Here is an 18524-nt window from a genome sequence, read left to right as displayed (position 1 = left end):
CCGCCTCGTAGTGGCCTGTGAGGACAGGCGGCAATCCCGGCGGGGCCGGCCGGGAGGCGCATGGAAGTGAATGGCCTGGAAAACGACGACGGATCCACGAAAAACACGAGAGGACTTCAACGTGATCGACAAGCACAAGCCCCGTCCCAACGCTCTTGCCTGCGCGCTGCTGGCCGCGGCGCTGGGCGCCTCCGGCGCGCACGCCGCCGAACCGAAGCTGCTGGTCAAGGAACCCGCCAAGGCGGCGCCCGCCGGCGCCGAGGCCGCCAGCCGCATCGTGGTCCGCTACCGCGATGGCAGTTCCGCCGCCGCCAGCGCGGCGAACAAGCTTTCGGTGGTGCAATCGGCGGTGACCCGCGCCGGCGTCAAGGCCACCGCGGCCGGCCGCGCGGCCGCGGTGGCGCCGAAGGCCAGCTACGTGCGCCGGCTCGGCGTCGGCGCCGACCTGCTCAAGCTGTCGGGCAAGCTCGATCGCGCGCAACTGGACAAGCTGGTGGCCGAGCTGGCCGCCGATCCGGCGGTCGAATACGCGGTGGTCGACGCCAAGCTGCAGCGCGCGGACATCCGCCCGGCCACCGACGCGACGGCGCAGCTGGTGCCGAACGACCCGTACTACGCCAACTACCAGTGGCACTACAGCAGCCCGACCGGCGGCATCAACGCGCCCGCGGCCTGGGACGTCTCGCAGGGCGAGGGCGTGGTGGTGGCGGTGCTCGACACCGGCATCCTCTACGACCATCCGGATTTCGCCGGCACCACCATCCTGGAAGGCTACGACTTCATCTCCGACGCGGCGACCTCGCGCCGCCCGACCGACGCGCGCGTGCCCGGCGCGCTCGACTACGGCGACTGGGTCGAGAACGACAACGAGTGCTACGACGGCTCGGTGGCCGAGGACAGTTCCTGGCACGGCACGCACGTGGCCGGCACCGTCGCCGAGACCACCAACAACGGCGTCGGCATGGCCGGCGTGGCGCACAAGGCCACGGTGCTGCCGGTACGCGTGCTCGGCAAGTGCGGCGGCTACCTGTCCGACATCACCGACGCGATCACCTGGGCCTCGGGCGGCCACGTCGACGGCGTGCCGGACAACCCGACCCCGGCCGAGGTGATCAACATGAGCCTCGGCGGCGGCAGCCCGTGCGACACGCTGTACCAGACCGCGATCAACGGCGCGGTCTCGCGCGGCACCACCGTGGTGGTCGCGGCCGGCAACGACGCCAGCAACGCCTCCAACTTCCGCCCGGCCAGCTGCGACAACGTGATCGCGGTCGGCGCCACTCGCATCACCGGCGGCATCGCCTACTACTCCAACTACGGCGCCAAGGTGGACCTGGCCGCGCCGGGCGGCGGCGGCAGCGTGGACGGCAATCCGGGCGGCTACGTCTGGCAGGCGGGCTACAGTGGCGCGACCACGCCGACTTCCGGCAGCTACACCTACATGGGCATGGGCGGCACCTCGATGGCCTCGCCGCACGTGGCCGCGACGGTGGCGCTGGTGCAGAGCGCGGTGGTCGCCGCCGGCGGCGCGCCGCTCACGCCGGCCGCGATGGAGACGCTGCTGAAGCAGACGGCGCGGCCGTTCCCGGTGGCGATCCCCAGCAGCACGCCGATCGGCACCGGCATCGTCGATGCCAAGGCCGCCCTGGACAAGGCCCTGGAAGCGCCGTGCGATCCCGGCACGGAGAACTGCGGCCCCTCGGCCACGCCGCTGACCAACAAGGTCGCGATCGGCGGGCTGGCCGGCGCGGCCGGCAGCGAGGCGCTGTACAGCTTCAAGGCCGACGCCGGCAAGGTGCTGAGCATCCAGACCTACGGCGGCACCGGCAACGTCTCGCTGTACGTCAAGTTCGAGGCCGAGCCCAGCGCCAGCAGCTATGACGCCAAGTCCGCGCGCGGCGGCAACAGCGAGACCGTGCGCGTCAACAAGCCGCAGGCCGGCACCTACTACATCAAGGTGGTGGGCGAGGCGGCCTATTCGGGGGTGAGCATCGTCGCGCGCCAGTGACGCATTCATCGTCCGCGGAAAACCCCGGCCCGTGCCGGGGTTTTCCGTTTCTTGACGGTGCTCACCGCGCCGGGCGCGCGGGCCGCCGCGCCGAACTGCTAAAGTCCGCGCTTCACCGTGGGAGAGATGTGTGAACGCGCTTGCGGCGGGACGGATCGAAGAAGGTGGCGCCGAGTCGCGCGTGATCGAGCGGCTGTTGGAACGGCGCAAGCTCAAGGAGGGCGACCTGGCGCGCGCGCGCCAGCTGCAGGCCGAGTCGGACCTGGGCCTGCTCGCGCTGCTGGGCCGGTTGGGCCTGGTGTCCGAACGCGACCATGCCGAAGCCTGCGCCGAGGTGCTGGACCTGCCCCTGTTGGACGCACGGCAGCTGCCCGACACCCCGCCGGAGTCGCTGCCCGAGATCCAGGCGCTGTCGCCGCGCTTCCTGAAGCAGTTCCACGTCTGCCCGCTCGGCGAGCAGGGCGGCAGCATCGAGCTGTGGAGCGCCGATCCCTACGACGGCTACGCGACCGAGGCGGTGCGGCTGGCGACCGGATGCCAGGTGCGCCTGCGCGTGGGCCTGCGCTCGGAGATCGACGACGCGATCGAGCGCTGGTTCGGCCAGGGCCGCAGCGCGATGGGCGCGATCGTCGAGACCGCCGACGGCGATGCCGGCAACACCGACGACATCGAGACGCTGCGCGACCTCGCCTCGGAAGCGCCGGTGATCCGCCTGGTGAACCTGGTGATCCAGCGCGCGGTCGAGCTGCGCGCCTCGGACATCCACGTCGAGCCGTTCGAGAACCGGCTGAAGGTGCGCTACCGCGTCGACGGCGTGCTGGTCGAGGGCGAGAGCCCGCCGGCCAAGCTGACCGCGGCGGTGATCAGCCGCATCAAGATCATGGCCCGGCTCAACATCGCCGAGCGGCGCCTGCCGCAGGACGGGCGCATCCAGCTGCGCGTGCAGGGCAAGGAGCTGGACCTGCGCGTGAGCACGGTGCCGACCGCGCACGGCGAGAGCGTGGTGATGCGCCTGCTCGACCGCGAGACGGTGGTGTTCGACTTCCACCGGCTCGGCTTCACCGACGAGTTCCTGCCGCAGTTCCGCAAGGTGCTGGAGCTGCCGCACGGCATCCTGCTGGTGACCGGCCCGACCGGCTCGGGCAAGACCACCACGCTGTACACCGCGCTGAGCCAGCTCAACACCTCCGACGTGAAGATCATCACCGTGGAGGACCCGGTCGAGTACCAGATCGAGGGCATCAACCAGATCCAGGCCAAGCCGCAGATCGGCCTGGACTTCGCCAACGCGCTGCGCTCGATCGTGCGCCAGGACCCGGACATCATCATGATCGGCGAGATGCGCGACCTGGAGACCGCGCGCATCGCGATCCAATCGGCACTGACCGGCCACCTGGTGCTGTCCACGCTGCACACCAACAACGCCGCCGGCGGCATCACCCGCCTGCTGGACATGGGCGTTGAGGACTACCTGCTGACTTCCACCGTCAACGGCATCCTCGCCCAGCGCCTGGTGCGCCGGCTGGAGCCGTCGCACGCGGAGAGGTACCCGGCCTCGCCGGAGGAGATCGAGAAGTTCGGCCTGCGCCGGCTGCAGCCGCAGGGCGAGATCTTCCTGTACCGCCCGCGGCCGTCGGCCGCGGCGCCGACCGGCTACCTGGGCCGCACCACCATCGTCGAGTTCCTGGTGATGAACGACGAGCTGCGCCGCGCGGTGATGCGCCGCGCCGGCATGGGCGAGATCGAGCAGCTCGCGCGCGCCGCCGGCATGCGCACGATGTTCGAGGACGGCCTGGCCAAGGCGTTGCGCGGGGAGACCACGATCGAGGAAGTGCTGCGGGTGACGGAGGAGGGGTGAGGATGCGGTTGCTTCCCGATGTCCGCTGTGGAAGTCGCTGGAGCCCTGCGCAGGCGGGTACCCTGCGACCCGGAATTTCGCAAGGGAGTGCGATCCATGGAGAAACAACCGGCGACCTACATCCTCGCCAGTGGACGCAACGGCACCCTGTATGTGGGCGTCACGTCGAATCTGGTTGCCAGGATCTGGCAACACAAGCAGCATTCGGTGGAGGGATTCACGCGGCACCACAGCGTGGACATTCTCGTCTGGTACGAGCTTCAACCGACGATGGAAGCCGCCATCGTGCAGGAGAAACGACTCAAGCGGTGGAACCGCGCATGGAAAGTCCGGTTGATCGAAGAGCGCAATCCCTACTGGCGCGACCTGTGGCCGGAGATCGCGGGCTGACAGGTCGACGCGATACTTCTGTCGTCGTCCCCGCGCAGGCGGGGACCCAGCGTCTTTCGCCGGACCGAAAAGGCAAAAGCCCGAAGTCACTGGGTCCCCGCCTGCGCGGGGACGACGGTCGATAAACATCCTTTCATCACGACCCATGCCCCTCTATCGCTACAAAGCCCTCGACACCCAGGGCGAAATGCTCGAAGGCCAGATGGAAGCGGCCAGCGATGCCGAGGTCGCCGCGCGGCTGCAGGAGCAGGGACACCTGCCGGTGGAGGCGCGCCTGGCCGAAGGGGCCCCGGGTACGGCCTGGTCGTCGCTGTTCCGGCGCAAGGGCTTCGACGGGCCGGCGCTGGTGCAGTTCACCCAGCAGCTGGCGACCTTGCTCGGGGCCGGGCAGCCGCTCGACCGCGCCCTGTCGATCCTGATGGACTTGCCGGAGGACGAGCGCAGCAAGCGCGTCATCGCCGCGATCCGCGACACCGTGCGCGGCGGCGCGCCGCTGTCGTCGGCGCTGGAGCGGCAGCACGGCGTGTTCTCGCGCCTGTACGTGAACATGGTCCGCGCCGGCGAGGCCGGCGGCAGCCTGCAGGAAACGCTGCAGCGGCTGGCCGACTACATGGAGCGCAGCCGCGAGCTGAAGGGACGGGTGATCAATGCGCTGATCTATCCGGCGATCCTGCTGGCCGTGGTCGGCTGCGCGCTGCTGTTCCTGCTCGGCTACGTGGTGCCGCAGTTCGCGCAGATGTACGAGAGCCTGGACGTGGCGCTGCCGTGGTTCACCCAGGCGGTGCTGTCGGTCGGCCTGTTCGTCCGCGACTGGTGGTTCGTGCTGGTCGCGGTGCCGGCGCTGGCCCTGGTCTGGCTGGAACGGCGCCGCCGCGACCCGCAGTTCAGGCTGGCGCTCGATGGCTGGCTGCTGCAGCGCAAGCTGGTCGGGACCCTGGTGTCGAAGCTGGAGACCGCACGCCTGGCGCGCACGCTCGGCACGCTGTTGCGCAACGGCGTGCCGTTGCTGGCCGGGCTGGGCATCGCCCGCAACGTGCTGTCCAACATGGCGCTGGTCGAGGACGTCGGCGCGGCGGCCGAGGAGGTCAAGAACGGCCGTGGCCTGTCGGGCGCGCTGGCGCGCGGCGGGCGCTTCCCGCGGCTGGCCCTGCAGATGATCCAGGTCGGCGAGGAGTCCGGCGCGCTCGACAGCATGCTGCTCAAGACCGCCGATACCTTCGAGCAGGAAACCGCGCAGGCGATCGACCGGCTGCTGTCGGCCCTGGTGCCGGCGCTGACGCTGGTGCTGGCCTCGGTCGTCGGCGTGGTGATCGTGTCGGTGCTGGTGCCGCTGTACGACCTGACCAACGCCATCGGGTGAGCACGCATGCCGCCTCGCCCCATCCCATCGTGGAGCCCCGCCTGCCGCAGGGCCCGGCATGAAAATCCCCCTCGCGGCCGAGCCCGCACGATCGTCCCGCAAGCCCGCAACAGAAAACAGGAATCCGCAATGGCAAACCGACGTTCCCTGACTTCCTCGCCCTCCGCCGCGCGCCAGGCCGGCATGAGCCTGCTCGAGATCATCATCGTGATCGTGCTGATCGGCGCGGTGCTCACGCTGGTCGGCAGCCGCGTGCTCGGCGGTGCCGACCGCGGCAAGGCCAACCTGGCCAAGTCGCAGATCCAGACGCTCGCAGGCAAGGTCGAGAACTACCAGCTCGATACCGGCAAGCTGCCGAGCAAGCTGGAAGACCTGGTCACCCAGCCGGCGGGCTCCAGCGGTTGGCTCGGCCCGTACGCCAAGCCTGCCGAGCTCAACGACCCGTGGGGCCATGCGATCGAGTACCGGGTGCCGGGCGAGGGCCAGGCCTTCGACCTGATCAGCCTGGGCAAGGACGGCCGCCCGGGCGGCAGCAGCTACGACGCGGACATCAGGAACGAATAACGCCGCGATCCCGCCTGCCATGCGCCTGCCCGCCCCGCCGCGTGCCGCCCGCGGCGTGACCTTGCTGGAAATGCTGCTGGTCATCGCGCTGATCGCGGTGGCCGGGCTGCTGGCCGCAGGCGCGATGACCGGCGGCCTGGACGGCATGCGCCTGCGCTCGGCCGGCAAGCAGATCGCCGCGCAGTTGCGCTTCACGCGCACGCAGGCCCTGGCGAGCGGACAGCCGCAGCGCTTCAGCCTCGATCCGGTGGCGCGGCGCTGGCAGGCGCCTTCCGGCCACGAGGGCGAGATCCCGCCGGGGCTGGAGATCCGCTTCACCGGCGCACGCCAGGTCCAGCGGCACGCGCGGGAAGGCGCCATCGTGTTCTTCCCCGAAGGCGGCGCCACCGGCGGGCGCATCGAGCTGCAGGCACGCAAGGCGACCTGGCGCATCGACGTGTCGTGGGTGACCGGCGAGGTCGTCGCGGGGCCGCTGCGGGGAACGGACGAATGAAGCGCCAGCGCGGCTACTCGCTGATCGAGGTGATCGTCGCGTTCGCGCTGCTGGCGGGTGCGCTGACGTTGCTGCTGGGCACGCTGTCCGGTGCGGCGCGGCAAGTGCGCGACGGCGAGGTGCACAGCCGCGCCGCGCTGTACGCGCAATCGCTGCTGGCCGCGCAGGGCGTGGAGGCGCCGCTGCAGCCGGGCCGGTTGGCGGGCGACCTGGAGGGCGGCAGGTTCCACTGGACGCTGGACGTGCAGCCGTTCGTCGATCCGCGCGCGCGCGGGGGGGTGTTGCAGCCTTCCGGTCCGTCGCTGTTGCAGCTGGACCTGCAGCTCCGCTGGGGCGACGCGCCCTCGCAACAACTGCATTGGCGCACGCTGCGCCTGGCCTCGCCGGTGTCGCCGTGACGCGCGGGGCATGCCGTTCCGCTTCGCTTTTTGCCCGCGAGCGGGGTCGTGGCGGCGGGGCGTCGAAGAGCGCCCTCCGCTCCCGCGGGAGCGGCGTATCCATGGAACGGCGAACCCTTCGCCGCAACGGCGGCGCCCGTGCCGCCGGCTTCACCCTGCTCGAAGTGCTGCTCGCCACCGCGCTGCTGGCCGGCGGACTGGCGCTGGCGTTCGCGACGCTGCGCTCGGCCGGCGCCGTGGGCCAGCGGGGCGAGGCGATCGCCAGGCAAAGCGAGCGGATCCGCGCGGTGGAAGGCTTCCTGCGCCAGCGCCTGGCCAGTGCGTTGCCGGTGATGATGGAGCGCGAGCGCGAAACCGGGCAGGCGGTGCTGTTCGTCGGCGAGCCGCAGAGCATGCGCTTCGTGGCCGACGTGCCCGACTACCTCGGCCGCGGCGGTCCTTATCGGCACGCGCTGAAGGTGGAGGGACAGGCGCCGGCGCAGCGGCTGCAGCTGGAACTGGCCATGGTGCAGGCCGGCAAGGTGGTCGAGGAGGCACCGGTGTCGCCGGAGCAACTCGCCGATGCGCTGGAGGAGGTGCGCTTCGGTTACCGCGGCATCGACCCGGAGAACGGCAAACTCGGGGACTGGCAGGATCGCTGGCAATGGCACGACCGCTTGCCGGTGCTGGTACGCATCGACGTCCGCTCCGCGCAGGGCAGGTGGCCGACGCTGCTGGTCGCCTTGCCGCAGGCGGGCAATGCGGGGGCGCGGCCGTGAGGTCCGTGCGCGGCGCGGCGCTGGTGCTGGTGCTGTGGTTGATCGTGCTGCTGTCGGCGATGGTCGGCGCGTTCGCGCTGACCGCGCGCGTGGAGGCGATGCAGGCCGGCGTGCTGCGCGGTTCCGGGCAGGCGCGGGAGATCGCGCGCGCGGGCCTCGAGTACGGCTTGTCGCGGGTGCAGTCCGGCGACCCGGCCACGCGCTGGCAGGCCGATGGCCGCCGCTATCGCTGGTCGTGGGACGGCGCGCAGGTGGACATCCGCATCGTCGACGAGGCCGGCAAGGTCGATCTCAACGTGGCCGATCCGGCGCTGCTGGCCGGCCTGCTGCGCGCGCTCGGGGCCGAACCCGGCCAGGACCAGCGCTTGGCCGGCGCGATCGCCGACTGGCGCGACGTCGACGACCTGAGCCAGCCGGGCGGCGGCGCCGAGGACGGCGACTATGCCGCGGCGGGGCTGCCCTACGGCGCCAAGGACGCGCCGTTCGAGAGCCTGGGCGAGCTGCGGCTGATCCTCGGGATGACCCCGGAGCTGTATCGCCGGCTGTTGCCGAACGTCACCCTGTTCAGCGCGCGCTCGCAGCCGGATCCGCGCTTCGCGCCGGCACCGGTGCTGACCGCGATGGGCCTGGATGCGGCCGCGATCCTGGCGCGGCGCGACGCACCCGCCGGCACCGCGCCGGTCGAGGCGACCGCAGGCGGGAGCGGTACCTATAGTATTGAGAGCCGGGCACGCTGGGGGGAGGGCCGCGAGGCGGTCCTGCATGCGGTGGTGCGTACCGGCGCCTCGCCGCTGCCCGGTGCGGCCTATACCGTGTTGCGATGGGAAGAAGGAGCGGCGGTGCAATGAGCGCGTGGCGGGACAGTCTGGAACGCATCGGCGTGCAAGCCATGCCCGGCGCCGCCGGTTTCTGGCGGTGGTGGACGCGTTCCCTGCTGGCCTGGGTGCCGGCGCGCTGGCGGCAGCCGCTGGGGCTGGAGCAGGCGCGCCTGCTGCTCGCGGTCCACGGCGACACGCTGCAGGTGTCGCGCGAGCGCGGCGGGACGATCGAACCGGTCGCCGCGCTGCCGTGGCCGGTGGCGCCGCCGGACCTGGATGCGGTGCTCAAGGCGCCGCTGGACACCTTGCCGCGCTGCTGGCTGCTGGCGCCGGAACAGGTCCTGCGCCGCCGGCTGCGGCTGCCGGCCGCGGCAGCTGCGCGCCTGCACGACGTGGCGCGCTTCGAGATCGACCGGCAGACGCCGTTCTCGGCCGAGCAGGTGTACTTCGACGTGCGCGCGTCCGGGCCCGTCGAGCAGTCGTTCGTCGATGCCGAGCTGCTGGTGGTGCCGCGCCGCGCGCTCGACGGCGAACACGGCGTCCCCGAGGCCTGGCGCGCCGCGCTGGCCGGGATCGACGTCGCCGGTGCGGCGGGGCAGCCGCTGCACGCCAACCTGTTGCCGGCCGCGCAGCGGCGCGTGCGCCACGATCCGATGCGGCGCTGGAACCGCCTGCTGGCGTTGGCCGGCGTGGTGCTGGTCGCGACCGCCGGCTGGCTGCTGCTGGACAACCGGCGGGCCGCGATCGATGCGCTGCAGGCCGACGTGCAGGCGCGCGCCGAGCGCGCGCGCGTGGTGGCCGGCGAACGCCAGCAATTGGCCGACCTGGTCGACGGCGCGGCGTTCTTCGAGCGCGAACGCACCCGCCGCCCGGCCGCGATCGAAGTCTGGAACGAACTCACCCGCCGCCTGCCCGAGGGCACCTACCTGGAAAAATTCTCGATGGAAGGCTCGCAGCTGCAGCTGATCGGGCTGAGCAACGAGGCCTCCTCGCTGGTGCGCCGCCTGGAAGGCTCGCCGCTGTGGCACACGCCGTCGCTGACCGGCGTGCTGCAGAGCGATACCGGCGGCGTGGACCGCTTCACCATCACCGCCGAACTGGCCGGCGGCGAAGCGAAGGAGAAGGAGGGGGCCGATGGCGCCGCGCGTTGATCGCGACCGCTGGCTGGCGCTGGGGCTGCTGCTGGCGGTGCTGGCGCTGGCCTACCTGCTGCTGGTCCACCCGTGGTTCACCCGGCCGTTGCTGGCGATGCAGGAGGAACTGCAAGGCCTGAGCGAGCGCGACCAGCGCGTGCGCGCGCAGATCGCGCAGGCGCCGCAGGTGAGCGAGCGCCTGCGCCAGGCGCGGGCGCTGCTGGAGGCCAAGCCCAGCTTCCTGACCGAGGCCTCGGCCGAACTCGCCTCGGCGGGCCTGGTGCAGCGTCTGGAGCGCGCGGTCGCCGAGGCCAGCCCGGGCAACCGCAGCTGCGCGATCAGCAACCGCTCGCCACTGCCGGCCGACGGCAAGGGCCGCTTCACCCGGGTCGCGGTGCAGGTGCGGCTGCGCTGCGGCACGCCGGAGCTGGCGGCGGTGCTGTACGCGCTGGAAAGCGGCACCCCGCGGCTGTTCGTCGACAACCTCAACGTGATGGCGCAGCGCTACCAGCTCTCGCCCAACGAAAGCGGCAACGGCCTGGACGTGGCGTTCGAGCTGGCCGGCTACCTGCGCCCGTCCCTGGCCGTCGCGCCGCCGCCCGCGGAGGCCGCCGATGCGCGTTGAGACGATGGGCCTGCGCACCTGGCTGCTGGCCGCGTTCGCCGGCTGGGCGGCGCTGGTGTGCGTGCTGGCCTTCGCCGGCCTGGGCGGGCGCCTGGCGCTGCAGCCGGATGCCGCGCTGGCGTCGCCGCCCTTGCCGGCGCTGCCCGCGACCGGCGGCGAACGACTGGGGCCGGCCGATCGCTATGCGGATATCGCCGCGCGGCCCGTGTTCGCGCAGGACCGCCTGCCGCATCCGTTCTACCTGAGCGGCGGCAACGGCGAAGGCGCCGCCAACACCGGCCTGCGCCTGACCGGCGTGCTGATCACGCCGCAGCTGCGGATGGCGACGTTGAACACCGAACAAGGCCAGTCGCTGCGCCTGCGCCTGCAGGGCGAGGCGGTGAACGGCTGGCGCCTGCTCGAACTGGAACCGCGCAAGGCCACCGTCGAAGGCCCCGGCGGCCCCCGCACGCTGGAACTGCAGGTGTTCAACGGCCAGGGCGGGCAACCGGTCAGCGCCACGCCGGGACACGGCCCGGTGGTCGCGAACGGCAACGCCCCGCCGGCGCCGGTCCTGCCCGCCGTCGCGCCCGCGCCTGCACCGGCCGCGGCCATGGCGCCCGCGCAACCGCCCGTGGCGCCGCCGCCGGCCGCCGCATCCACCCCCGATCCTGGCACCGCAGCGCCGCCGGCGCCTTCCGACGCGCAGCTGCAGGCCATCCGCGAACGCATCGAAGCCCGTCGCCGTCAGTTGCGCGAACGCCAGCAGACCGGCCAGTAACCGTAGAGAGAACGCATGACGCCACGCCTTGTCCCGTCTCCCCTGCCGATCGTCGCCCTGCTGGTCGGCGCGCTGGCCGGATGCGCCAGCACCCCCGCGCCCGACGTGCGCCGCCCGCCGGCGCGCGCCGACGGCACGGCAGGCGTGGCGGGGGCCCAGACCACGCCCCTGGAGACGCCCGACGTGCCGGAGGGCGGCCCGCAGCCGGTGATCCGGCGCGGCAGCGGCGAAGTCATCAACCGCAGCGCCGCCAATGCCCGGGCGCCTTCGCTCGGCAGCGCCGGCAGCGGCAGCGCCACCTTCAACTTCGAGGGCGAATCGCTGCAGGCGGTGGTCAAGGCGATCCTGGGCGACATGCTCGGGCAGAACTACGTGATCGCGCCGGGCGTGCAGGGCACGGTGACCCTGGCCACGCCCAAGCCGGTCTCGCCGGCGCAGGCGCTGAACCTGCTGGAGATGGTGCTGGGCTGGAACAACGCGCGCATGGTCTACAGCGGCGGCCGCTACAACATCGTGCCGGCCGACCAGGCGCTGGCGGGCACGGTCGCGCCGAGCACGGCGCCGGCCAGCGCGGCGCGCGGGTTCGAGGTGCGGGTGGTGCCGCTGAAGTACATCTCCGCCAGCGAGATGAAGAAGGTGCTCGAGCCGTACGCGCGCCCGAATGCCATCGTCGGCGTCGACAGCGCCCGCAACGTGATCACCCTCGGCGGCACCCGCGCCGAGCTGGAGAACTACCTGCGCACCGTCGAGATCTTCGACGTGGACTGGCTGTCGGGCATGTCGGTGGGCGTGTTCCCGCTCGAGTCCGGCAAGGCCGAGCAGGTCGCCGCCGACCTGGAGAAGGTGTTCGGCGAGAGCAGCAAGACGCCCAGCGCCGGCATGTTCCGCTTCATGCCGCTGGAGAACGCCAACGCGGTGCTGGTGATCACCCCGCAGGCCCGCTACCTCGACCAGATCCGCGACTGGCTGGACCGGATCGACAGCGCGGGCGGCGGCGAGCGGCTGTTCTCCTACGAACTGAAGTACATCAAGGCCAAGGAACTGGCCGACCGCCTGGCCGAGGTGTTCGGCTCGGGCGGCGGGCGCGGCGACAGCCCAGCCTCGCTGATGCCGGGCGCGAGCGCTGGCATGCTCTTTAGCGGAGGCAGCAGCCGCGAGGGCAATACGTCAGGCGGCTTAAGCAGTGACAGCCTGGATAGTAATGCCAATGAAGGCTTGTCTTTCTCATCATCTAGCGGCAGTGTTGGCGGACTTGGTAGCGGCTCGCTACAACTGCCCACGCGTAGCCAGGGCAATGGCGCGGTGACCTTGCAGATCAAGGGCGATACCGTTGGCGTGGCCGCGGTGGAGGAGACCAACGCATTGCTGGTGCGCTCCACCCCGCAGGCATGGAAATCGATCCGCGAAGTGATCGAAAAGCTCGACGTGATGCCGATGCAGGTGCACATTGAGGCACAGGTAGCAGAGGTGGCCCTGACCGGAAACTTGGAATATGGTGTCAACTGGTTCTTTGAGAAGGCGGTCAATGCTCCATCAACTGTGGCCGAGGGCGTTGACACTGGTATTGGCATGACGGGTGCAGGTCTACCTAGTGCAGCGGGTCGAGGAATATGGGGGGACATTGCCGGTAAAGTTACTGGGAATGGCGGGACTTGGACTTTCCTAGGAAAAAATGCGGCAGCAATCATTTCCGTTCTTGATACTGTCTCGAATGTTCATTTGTTACAGACACCGTCGATTTTTGTGCGCAATAATGCTGTTGCTACACTCAATGTTGGCAGCCGTATTCCGATCTACTCTGTGTCGATTTCAAGTTTTGCCGATAATCAATATTCGACAGTGCAGTATTTGGAGACTGGTACAATCCTGAAGGTTCGTCCGCGTGTGACTAAGGATGGCATGGTATTTATGGACATCGTACAAGAAATCAGTTCGCCTGAAGGAGATCGGGATCAGAATGGTAATGTGCGAGTTAACACCCGGCGTATGCAAACGCAGGCTGCTGTACGTTCCGGAGAGACAGTAATGTTGGCTGGTTTAATCGACGACAATACAACAAATGGCTCATCAGGAATTCCAGGGCTAAGTCGTTTGCCTGTAATCGGTGCTCTATTTGGCAAAAAGACTCAGGCTAAACGACGCAACGAGGTTATCGTATTATTGACGCCAACAATCGTGCAAAACCCACAAGAAGCACGAAAACTAACTGATGAGTATATCGAGAAATTTAGAGCGGTGAGGCCAATAAACAGGGATTAATTTATTTGCAATTTAGACTATGTGGTTCGGCTAGGAGCAGGGGGGTAACAATGAGGAGGTTTTATGCATAGTTTCAAATTGACTCGGCCTAAGGGATTTTTACTGTTGTTATTTGGATTATTTTTTTCCGGTAACGTATTTGCAGGATGGGTTACAGTGACGGCAGATTTCTATGGAACTGCTAGATGGATTGGTCTTGAAAATGCGCTTGCTAAGGCAAAGGATCATGCCTATCAGCGTGCTTATTTAGAAGGCTATAGAACCTGCACATTTGTTGGTTATCAATGGTATCGGCCGGATTTTTATAATCCAAATTTGTACGAGGTGACAGCTGCTTATACTTGTACTAAACAAAGATTGGGTTGATATTTTGAGAATCCCCCGGCTTTTGCCGGGGGATTCTATAATTGTGAATATAATGTTGCCCATTGTGCTGATACCGGTCGCTGTTGATGACGCCGCGCTGGACGCGTGCCTCGGCGCCCTGGAGCAGGCCACGGCCGCCGGCACGCGGGTCTGGCTGGCCGACGATGCGCAGGCCGGCCCGCGCGGGCAGGCGGTGGTGGAGAGCTGGCTGGCGCGTACCCGCCTGCAGGCCGACTACACGCGCCGCCCGCGCATGATCGGCGAGGTGGCGCACCTGGACGAGATGCTGCGCGCCTGTGGCGACGCCGACGTGGTCGTGCTCGCGGCCGACGCGCGGCCGTTGCCGGGCTGGCTGGAGCAGTTGGCGCAGTGCCTGGCGCGCGATGCGTCGATCGCCAGCGCCGTGCCCTGGTGCAACGCCGGCGAGGCGGTCGCCTGGCCGCGCCTCGGCGAGATCAACGCGCTGCCCGACGAACCGGGCCGGCTGGCGCGCGCGTGCGCGCGGATGCCGCCGCTGCATCCGGAGCTGCCCTCGGCGGGCTGCCACGCGGTCGCCTTGCGCGGCCACGCACGGCGCAAGGCCGGCGGCCTGGATGCGAGCAGCTACGGCTCCTGGTACGCGGCATTGATCGACCTGAGCCTGCGCATGGCGGGCCTGGGCTGGCGCAACGTGCTGTGCGAGACCGCCTTCGTCGCGCGTCCGCGCGAAGGCATGCCGTTCGACGGCGACATGGATGCGCTGGCCACGCGCTGGCCGGCCTGGCACGCGCGCCTGGCGGAATTCCTGATGGGCGATCCGCTGCATGGCGCGCGCGAACGCTTGCAAGCCCTGTACGACGAACAGCCGCCGGGCGACCCGCAGCGGCCGTTGTTCGGTTGAACGAGCGGCGCGGCTGTTGTGGGAGCAACTTTAGCCGCGATGGGGCTTTCCCCACGATGGATAAGGAAGAGAGAGTCTTTGTGGGAGGGACTTCAGTCCCGACAAGCTTTCCCGGTGAAGCCCGTCGGGACTGAAGTCCCTCCCACAGGAATGCTTGTAGGGAGTGCCACGGTAGAGCCCATCGCAGACGTGGCTTTTGTGGGAGCGGCCGCTATCGGCCGAGGGGAGCCTCCGGCGCCCGTACATCCACCGTCACCGCCAGCGCATCGTGGCGCCAGGACTCGATGTCGAATTCCACGGCCTGGCCGTCGGCGGCATAGCTGACCCGCTGCAGGCGGAAGCACGCGGTGCCCGCGGTGGACTGCAGCAGCGCGGCCTGCTCGGCGTCCAGGCTGGACGGGAACATCGTCAGCCGGCTGCGCGCCTGCCGCAGGCCGAGTTGCGCCAGGATCGCGCTCAGCGAACCGGCGAGGTCGTGCTCGAACAGGGTCGGCACCCAGGAGGCGCGCAACACGTTGGTTTCCAGCAGCACGGCGCGGCGGTCGATCCAGCGCCGGCGCTGCAGCACGAACACCTCCTGGCCGGGATCGTCCAGTTCCAGCCGCCGCGCCCATTCCGTGCCGGCGGGCTGCCGGCGCGCGCCGAGCAGTTCCGTGCGCGGTTGCCGGCCCTGCTCGGCCACGAACTGCATGAAACCGGCGATGCTGGTCGGATCGTGGTGCACGCGCGCGGCGCTGACGAACCAGCCGCGGCGGTTCTCGCGATAGATGCGGCCCTCCGCTTCCAACTGCTGCAACGCTTCGCGCAGGGTGATGCGGGTGCAGCCGAACAGCTCGGCCAGCTCGCGCTCCACCGGCAGGCGCTGGTCGCCGGCCCATTCGCCGGCCTCGATGCGCGCCAGCAGCGCATCGACGATGCGCTGGCCGCGGCCGTCGGCCTGCTGGCGCTCGCTCATCCCGCGGTCCCGGCGGCCTGCCGGCGCAGGTCGGCCTGCCACAGCCGCAGCCCGTACGCGGCCAGCACCACGAAGCCGGCGTACAGCGCCGCGGTGGGGTAGAGCTGCTTGTAGAGGAAGACGCCGACGTAGAGGCAATCGAGCACGATCCACAGTCCCCAGTTGGCGATGCGCTTGCGCGCGGCCCAGAAGCTGGCGACCAGGCTGAAGGCGGTCAGCGCGGCATCCAGCCACGGCAGCGCGGCATCGGTATGGCGGTGCATCAGCCAGCCCAGCCCGAGCGCGCCGGCCGCGCCGGCCAGGATCGACCATGCGCCCTCGCGCCATGGCAGCGCACTGGCGTGGACCTTGCCGTCGTCGGACAGGCCCCGGCGCCAGCGCCACCAGCCATAGCCGAGCAGGACCACGTAGACGCCCTGCAGCAGCATGTCCGAGTAAAGCTTCCACTGGAAGAACAACCACGCATAGAGCAGCACCGCCACGATCCCGACCGGCCAGCACCAGTGTATCCGGCGCGCGGTCAGCCACACGCCGAGCACGTTGGTGATGACGGCAAGGATTTCGATGGGGGACATGGGGGGTTCGGGATTGGGGATTTGGGATTGGGGATTCGCAAGAGCCAGCTTCGCGGCATTTTCCGGTCCGAGCATCGGGATCAAGGATGCCTTTGATCCCTAATCCCTAATCCCGAATCCCGAATCCCCAGTCCCGGCTCTTCAGAAATCAAACTGCGCCGTAAAGCGTGCCGTCCGCGGCGCGCCCAGGAACAGGTAATCGTCGCCGAGGTACTCGCCGACGTCGCGCCAGTAGCGCTTGTCGGTCACGTTGTCCACGTTGAGCCGCAGCGTGGTCGGCACCGTGCCCAGGCGCGTGGCATAGCGCGCGCCGAGGTTGTACACGGTGTAGCCGCCGACCTCCACGGTTCCCAGGCGGTCGGCATACTTGCTGCCGCTGTACTGCGCACCGCCCAGCAGCGCCAGCCCTTCCGCGCCGGGCACGTCCCAGGCGGCCTGCACGCTGGCACGCACCTTGGGCACGTTGAGCGACTGGTGGCCTTCGTAGGCGGGCGTGCCGGTGTCCTCGGCGCGGGCGCGGATGCCGGCGGCGCTGGCCTGCAGGTGCAGGCGCCCGGCGATGGTGCCGTCGGCCGACAGCTCGATGCCGCGGTTGTGCAGGCGTCCTTGCTGCACGTACAGGAACGAACCGTCGGCCTGCGGCTGCGCGTACTGGTAGGCCTGGCGGATGTCGAACAAGACCGCGCCCAGCGCGAGGCCGCCGAGCTGGTACTTCACGCCGGCCTCGCGCTGGTAGGAGGCGGTCGGCGCGAACACCTCGTCGGCGTTGCTCGCGAACCACGACGCGGTGCCGCCCGGCGACAGGCCCTTGGCGAAGCTGGCGTACAGCGACAGGTCCTCCCATGGCTTGAACAGCAGCGCCGCCTGCGGCAGCAGTTCGGACTTGCGGGTACGCCGGGTCAAGATCCCGTCGCGGTCCCATACGCGTTCGTCGTAGCGGACCTGGCGCGCGCCCAGCAGCAGCTGCCAGGCCTCGCCGAAGCCGATGCGGTCGCTGGCGACCAGCGCGCGCTGGGTGCTGTCGAAGCGCCGTCGCTTGGGATCCAGCGTGGCGTCGGCCTGCGCGAACACCTGCGGATCGGCATGGATGTCGCCCGTGCCGACCCATTCGTTGATCGAACCGGTGCGCTCGATGGTGCGGTGCAGCCAGTCCAGCCCGACGCTGAGCTGGTGTTGCAGCGGGCCGGTGGCGAAGGTGCCGGCGACGGTGGCCTGCACCTGGTCGTTGCGGCGGGTGTCGCCCGGGCTGCGGTAGTCGTAGATGTCGTAGCTGCCGTCGCTGCCGAAATGGTTGGGCAGGGGATCGTCGGCGCAACTGGCCACGCCGTAGCAGGCCCACGGGAAGGCGGAGTAATCGTCGATCACCACGCGGCTGTGCGCGGCGGCCAGCTGCGCGCTCCACGCGTCGTCGAAGCGGTACTGGTAACGCAACTGGCCGTTGAGCGACTCGATCCCGACCGGCTTGGACCACGGCTGGTAGGCGAGCAGCCGGTGCACCGACACCCCGCTCGGCACGGTGGTGCCGCCGAGCAACTGGTAGCCGGGCACCGAGCGCTGCGACTTGTCCTGGTATTCCACGTCCAGCTGCAGCAGCGAGCGCGGGTCGATCTTCCAGTCGGCCGCCAGCGAGACGAAGTTGCGATGGCCGTCGGCATGGTCGACGTAGCTGCGCATGTCCTCGTGCGCGGCGTTGACGCGCACGCCGAACTGCTTGTCGGCGCCGAACCAGTCGCCCAGGTCGGCGGCGTAGTAGCGCCCGCCCTCGTCGTCGGTGCCGACCAGCAGCGTGCGCACACGCTGCGGGCGCTTGGTGACGTAGTCGATCAGGCCGGCCGGCTCGTTGATGCCCGACTGCAGCCCGGACAGGCCCTTGAGCACCTGCACCTGTTCCTTGTTCTCCAGCGCCACGTTCTGCTCGCCGACCGCGGTCAGCCCGTTGATGCGGTAGCTGTTGGCGGCGTTGAGCGAGTAGCCGCGCACCACGAAGTTCTCGTAGTAGCCGATCGGCGCATAGCTCTCGCCCACCGAAGCGTCGGCGCGCAGGGCTTCGCTCAGCAGGCGCACCTGGCGGTCGGACAGCTGCGTGCGGTCGATCACGCCGATCGAGGCCGGCGTGTCCAGCAGCGCGGCGTCCCCGTAACCGCCGAGGCTGGAGCGGTCGCGCGGGCGTTCGCCCTGGACGTTGACCGCATCCAGTTGCACCGGATTCCGTGGGGTTTCGTCGGCGGCATCCTCGGCGGCGCGTGCCGGCAGCGGAGCGGCGACCGCCAGTGCGAGTGCGAGCGTCAGCGGCGCAAGGGGAAGGGAGTGGGGCATGGGGAACC

The 18524-nt window shown here is 69.6% G+C and carries 18 protein-coding genes; 15 read left to right on the top strand and 3 right to left on the bottom strand.

The window, feature by feature from the left end; translation table 11 throughout:
- Positions 1 to 70: 70 nt before the first annotated feature.
- The 15 genes from FD678_RS04900 (at position 71) to FD678_RS04830 (ending at position 14670) form a co-directional block, all read left to right on the top strand.
- Positions 71 to 2008, top strand: a complete 1938-nt coding sequence (locus tag FD678_RS04900; RefSeq protein ID WP_218569495.1) for a S8 family peptidase — start codon at positions 71 to 73, stop codon at positions 2006 to 2008.
- Between the two features lie 154 nt (positions 2009 to 2162).
- Positions 2163 to 3866, top strand: a complete 1704-nt coding sequence (gspE, locus tag FD678_RS04895; RefSeq protein ID WP_218569518.1) for a type II secretion system ATPase GspE — start codon at positions 2163 to 2165, stop codon at positions 3864 to 3866.
- Positions 3867 to 3962: 96 nt separating this feature from the next.
- Positions 3963 to 4256 (top strand): GIY-YIG nuclease family protein, encoded by a 294-nt coding sequence (locus tag FD678_RS04890; protein ID WP_140719835.1) that lies wholly within the window; start codon positions 3963 to 3965, stop codon positions 4254 to 4256.
- Between the two features lie 145 nt (positions 4257 to 4401).
- Positions 4402 to 5616, top strand: a complete 1215-nt coding sequence (gene xpsF, locus FD678_RS04885; protein WP_140719833.1) for a type II secretion system protein XpsF — start codon at positions 4402 to 4404, stop codon at positions 5614 to 5616.
- A gap of 129 nt (positions 5617 to 5745) precedes the next feature.
- A complete protein-coding gene (gspG, locus tag FD678_RS04880) occupies positions 5746 to 6180 on the top strand; it encodes a type II secretion system major pseudopilin GspG (RefSeq protein WP_140719831.1) in 435 nt (144 codons plus the stop codon).
- 19 nt (positions 6181 to 6199) lie between these two features.
- Positions 6200 to 6673 (top strand): type II secretion system protein XpsH, encoded by a 474-nt coding sequence (gene xpsH, locus FD678_RS04875; protein ID WP_140719829.1) that lies wholly within the window; start codon positions 6200 to 6202, stop codon positions 6671 to 6673.
- Complete coding sequence (gene xpsI, locus FD678_RS04870; RefSeq protein WP_140719827.1) at positions 6670 to 7071, top strand: type II secretion system protein XpsI; 402 nt, start codon at positions 6670 to 6672, stop codon at positions 7069 to 7071. The genes xpsH and xpsI overlap by 4 nt, the downstream gene beginning before the upstream one ends.
- A gap of 101 nt (positions 7072 to 7172) precedes the next feature.
- Complete coding sequence (locus FD678_RS04865) at positions 7173 to 7829, top strand: type II secretion system protein J (protein WP_140719825.1); 657 nt, start codon at positions 7173 to 7175, stop codon at positions 7827 to 7829.
- Complete coding sequence (locus FD678_RS04860) at positions 7826 to 8677, top strand: general secretion pathway protein GspK (RefSeq protein WP_140719823.1); 852 nt, start codon at positions 7826 to 7828, stop codon at positions 8675 to 8677. Before FD678_RS04865 ends, FD678_RS04860 begins: the two co-directional genes overlap by 4 nt.
- Complete coding sequence (locus FD678_RS04855) at positions 8674 to 9798, top strand: PilN domain-containing protein (protein ID WP_140719821.1); 1125 nt, start codon at positions 8674 to 8676, stop codon at positions 9796 to 9798. Before FD678_RS04860 ends, FD678_RS04855 begins: the two co-directional genes overlap by 4 nt.
- Positions 9782 to 10405 carry a type II secretion system protein GspM gene (gene gspM, locus FD678_RS04850; protein ID WP_140719819.1) on the top strand — a complete coding sequence of 208 codons (624 nt, stop codon included), beginning with the start codon at positions 9782 to 9784 and terminating at the stop codon, positions 10403 to 10405. The genes FD678_RS04855 and gspM overlap by 17 nt, the downstream gene beginning before the upstream one ends.
- On the top strand, positions 10395 to 11165 hold the full coding sequence (locus FD678_RS04845; RefSeq protein ID WP_140719817.1) for a general secretion pathway protein GspN: 771 nt from the start codon (positions 10395 to 10397) through the stop codon (positions 11163 to 11165). Before gspM ends, FD678_RS04845 begins: the two co-directional genes overlap by 11 nt.
- A 15-nt stretch (positions 11166 to 11180) precedes the next feature.
- Positions 11181 to 13424: a type II secretion system secretin GspD gene (gene gspD / locus FD678_RS04840; protein WP_140719815.1), complete on the top strand. Its 2244-nt coding sequence runs from the start codon at positions 11181 to 11183 to the stop codon at positions 13422 to 13424.
- Between the two features lie 63 nt (positions 13425 to 13487).
- The gene (locus FD678_RS04835; protein WP_140719813.1) at positions 13488 to 13790 is read left to right on the top strand and encodes a hypothetical protein; all 303 of its coding nucleotides are present in this window, start codon (positions 13488 to 13490) and stop codon (positions 13788 to 13790) included.
- Positions 13791 to 13842: 52 nt separating this feature from the next.
- Positions 13843 to 14670 (top strand): glycosyltransferase family 2 protein, encoded by an 828-nt coding sequence (locus FD678_RS04830; protein ID WP_140719811.1) that lies wholly within the window; start codon positions 13843 to 13845, stop codon positions 14668 to 14670.
- A 211-nt stretch (positions 14671 to 14881) separates the two neighbouring features.
- Here the strand turns inward: FD678_RS04830 and FD678_RS04825 are convergent, their stop codons facing one another.
- From FD678_RS04825 to FD678_RS04815, 3 genes are all read right to left on the bottom strand, one after another.
- Positions 14882 to 15625 (bottom strand): UTRA domain-containing protein, encoded by a 744-nt coding sequence (locus FD678_RS04825; protein ID WP_140719809.1) that lies wholly within the window; start codon positions 15623 to 15625, stop codon positions 14882 to 14884.
- A complete protein-coding gene (gene pnuC / locus FD678_RS04820; RefSeq protein WP_140719807.1) occupies positions 15622 to 16200 on the bottom strand; it encodes a nicotinamide riboside transporter PnuC in 579 nt (192 codons plus the stop codon). Before pnuC ends, FD678_RS04825 begins: the two co-directional genes overlap by 4 nt.
- A gap of 141 nt (positions 16201 to 16341) precedes the next feature.
- Complete coding sequence (locus FD678_RS04815) at positions 16342 to 18516, bottom strand: TonB-dependent siderophore receptor (protein ID WP_140719805.1); 2175 nt, start codon at positions 18514 to 18516, stop codon at positions 16342 to 16344.
- Positions 18517 to 18524 lie beyond the last annotated feature (8 nt).

This window comes from Pseudomonas sp. Hp2, from assembly GCF_006386585.1.
Taxonomy (GTDB): Bacteria; Pseudomonadota; Gammaproteobacteria; order Xanthomonadales; family Xanthomonadaceae; genus Pseudomonas_S; species Pseudomonas_S boreopolis.
This window is presented reverse-complemented; position numbering and strand designations above follow the sequence as displayed.

What these genes read in the sequence shown, in the direction of transcription:
- gspM (WP_140719819.1), top strand. Translation starts at nt 9,782, where the DNA reads ATGGCGCCGCGCGTTGATCGCGACCGCTGGCTGGCGCTGGGGCTGCTG.
- FD678_RS04855 (WP_140719821.1), top strand. Translation starts at nt 8,674, where the DNA reads ATGAGCGCGTGGCGGGACAGTCTGGAACGCATCGGCGTGCAAGCCATG.
- pnuC (WP_140719807.1), bottom strand. Translation starts at nt 16,200, where the DNA reads ATGTCCCCCATCGAAATCCTTGCCGTCATCACCAACGTGCTCGGCGTG.
- gspG (WP_140719831.1), top strand. Translation starts at nt 5,746, where the DNA reads ATGGCAAACCGACGTTCCCTGACTTCCTCGCCCTCCGCCGCGCGCCAG.
- xpsI (WP_140719827.1), top strand. Translation starts at nt 6,670, where the DNA reads ATGAAGCGCCAGCGCGGCTACTCGCTGATCGAGGTGATCGTCGCGTTC.
- xpsF (WP_140719833.1), top strand. Translation starts at nt 4,402, where the DNA reads ATGCCCCTCTATCGCTACAAAGCCCTCGACACCCAGGGCGAAATGCTC.
- FD678_RS04835 (WP_140719813.1), top strand. Translation starts at nt 13,488, where the DNA reads ATGCATAGTTTCAAATTGACTCGGCCTAAGGGATTTTTACTGTTGTTA.
- FD678_RS04890 (WP_140719835.1), top strand. Translation starts at nt 3,963, where the DNA reads ATGGAGAAACAACCGGCGACCTACATCCTCGCCAGTGGACGCAACGGC.
- FD678_RS04815 (WP_140719805.1), bottom strand. Translation starts at nt 18,516, where the DNA reads ATGCCCCACTCCCTTCCCCTTGCGCCGCTGACGCTCGCACTCGCACTG.
- FD678_RS04830 (WP_140719811.1), top strand. Translation starts at nt 13,843, where the DNA reads ATGTTGCCCATTGTGCTGATACCGGTCGCTGTTGATGACGCCGCGCTG.
- gspD (WP_140719815.1), top strand. Translation starts at nt 11,181, where the DNA reads ATGACGCCACGCCTTGTCCCGTCTCCCCTGCCGATCGTCGCCCTGCTG.
- FD678_RS04825 (WP_140719809.1), bottom strand. Translation starts at nt 15,625, where the DNA reads ATGAGCGAGCGCCAGCAGGCCGACGGCCGCGGCCAGCGCATCGTCGAT.
- xpsH (WP_140719829.1), top strand. Translation starts at nt 6,200, where the DNA reads ATGCGCCTGCCCGCCCCGCCGCGTGCCGCCCGCGGCGTGACCTTGCTG.
- FD678_RS04865 (WP_140719825.1), top strand. Translation starts at nt 7,173, where the DNA reads ATGGAACGGCGAACCCTTCGCCGCAACGGCGGCGCCCGTGCCGCCGGC.
- FD678_RS04900 (WP_218569495.1), top strand. Translation starts at nt 71, where the DNA reads ATGGCCTGGAAAACGACGACGGATCCACGAAAAACACGAGAGGACTTC.
- FD678_RS04845 (WP_140719817.1), top strand. Translation starts at nt 10,395, where the DNA reads ATGCGCGTTGAGACGATGGGCCTGCGCACCTGGCTGCTGGCCGCGTTC.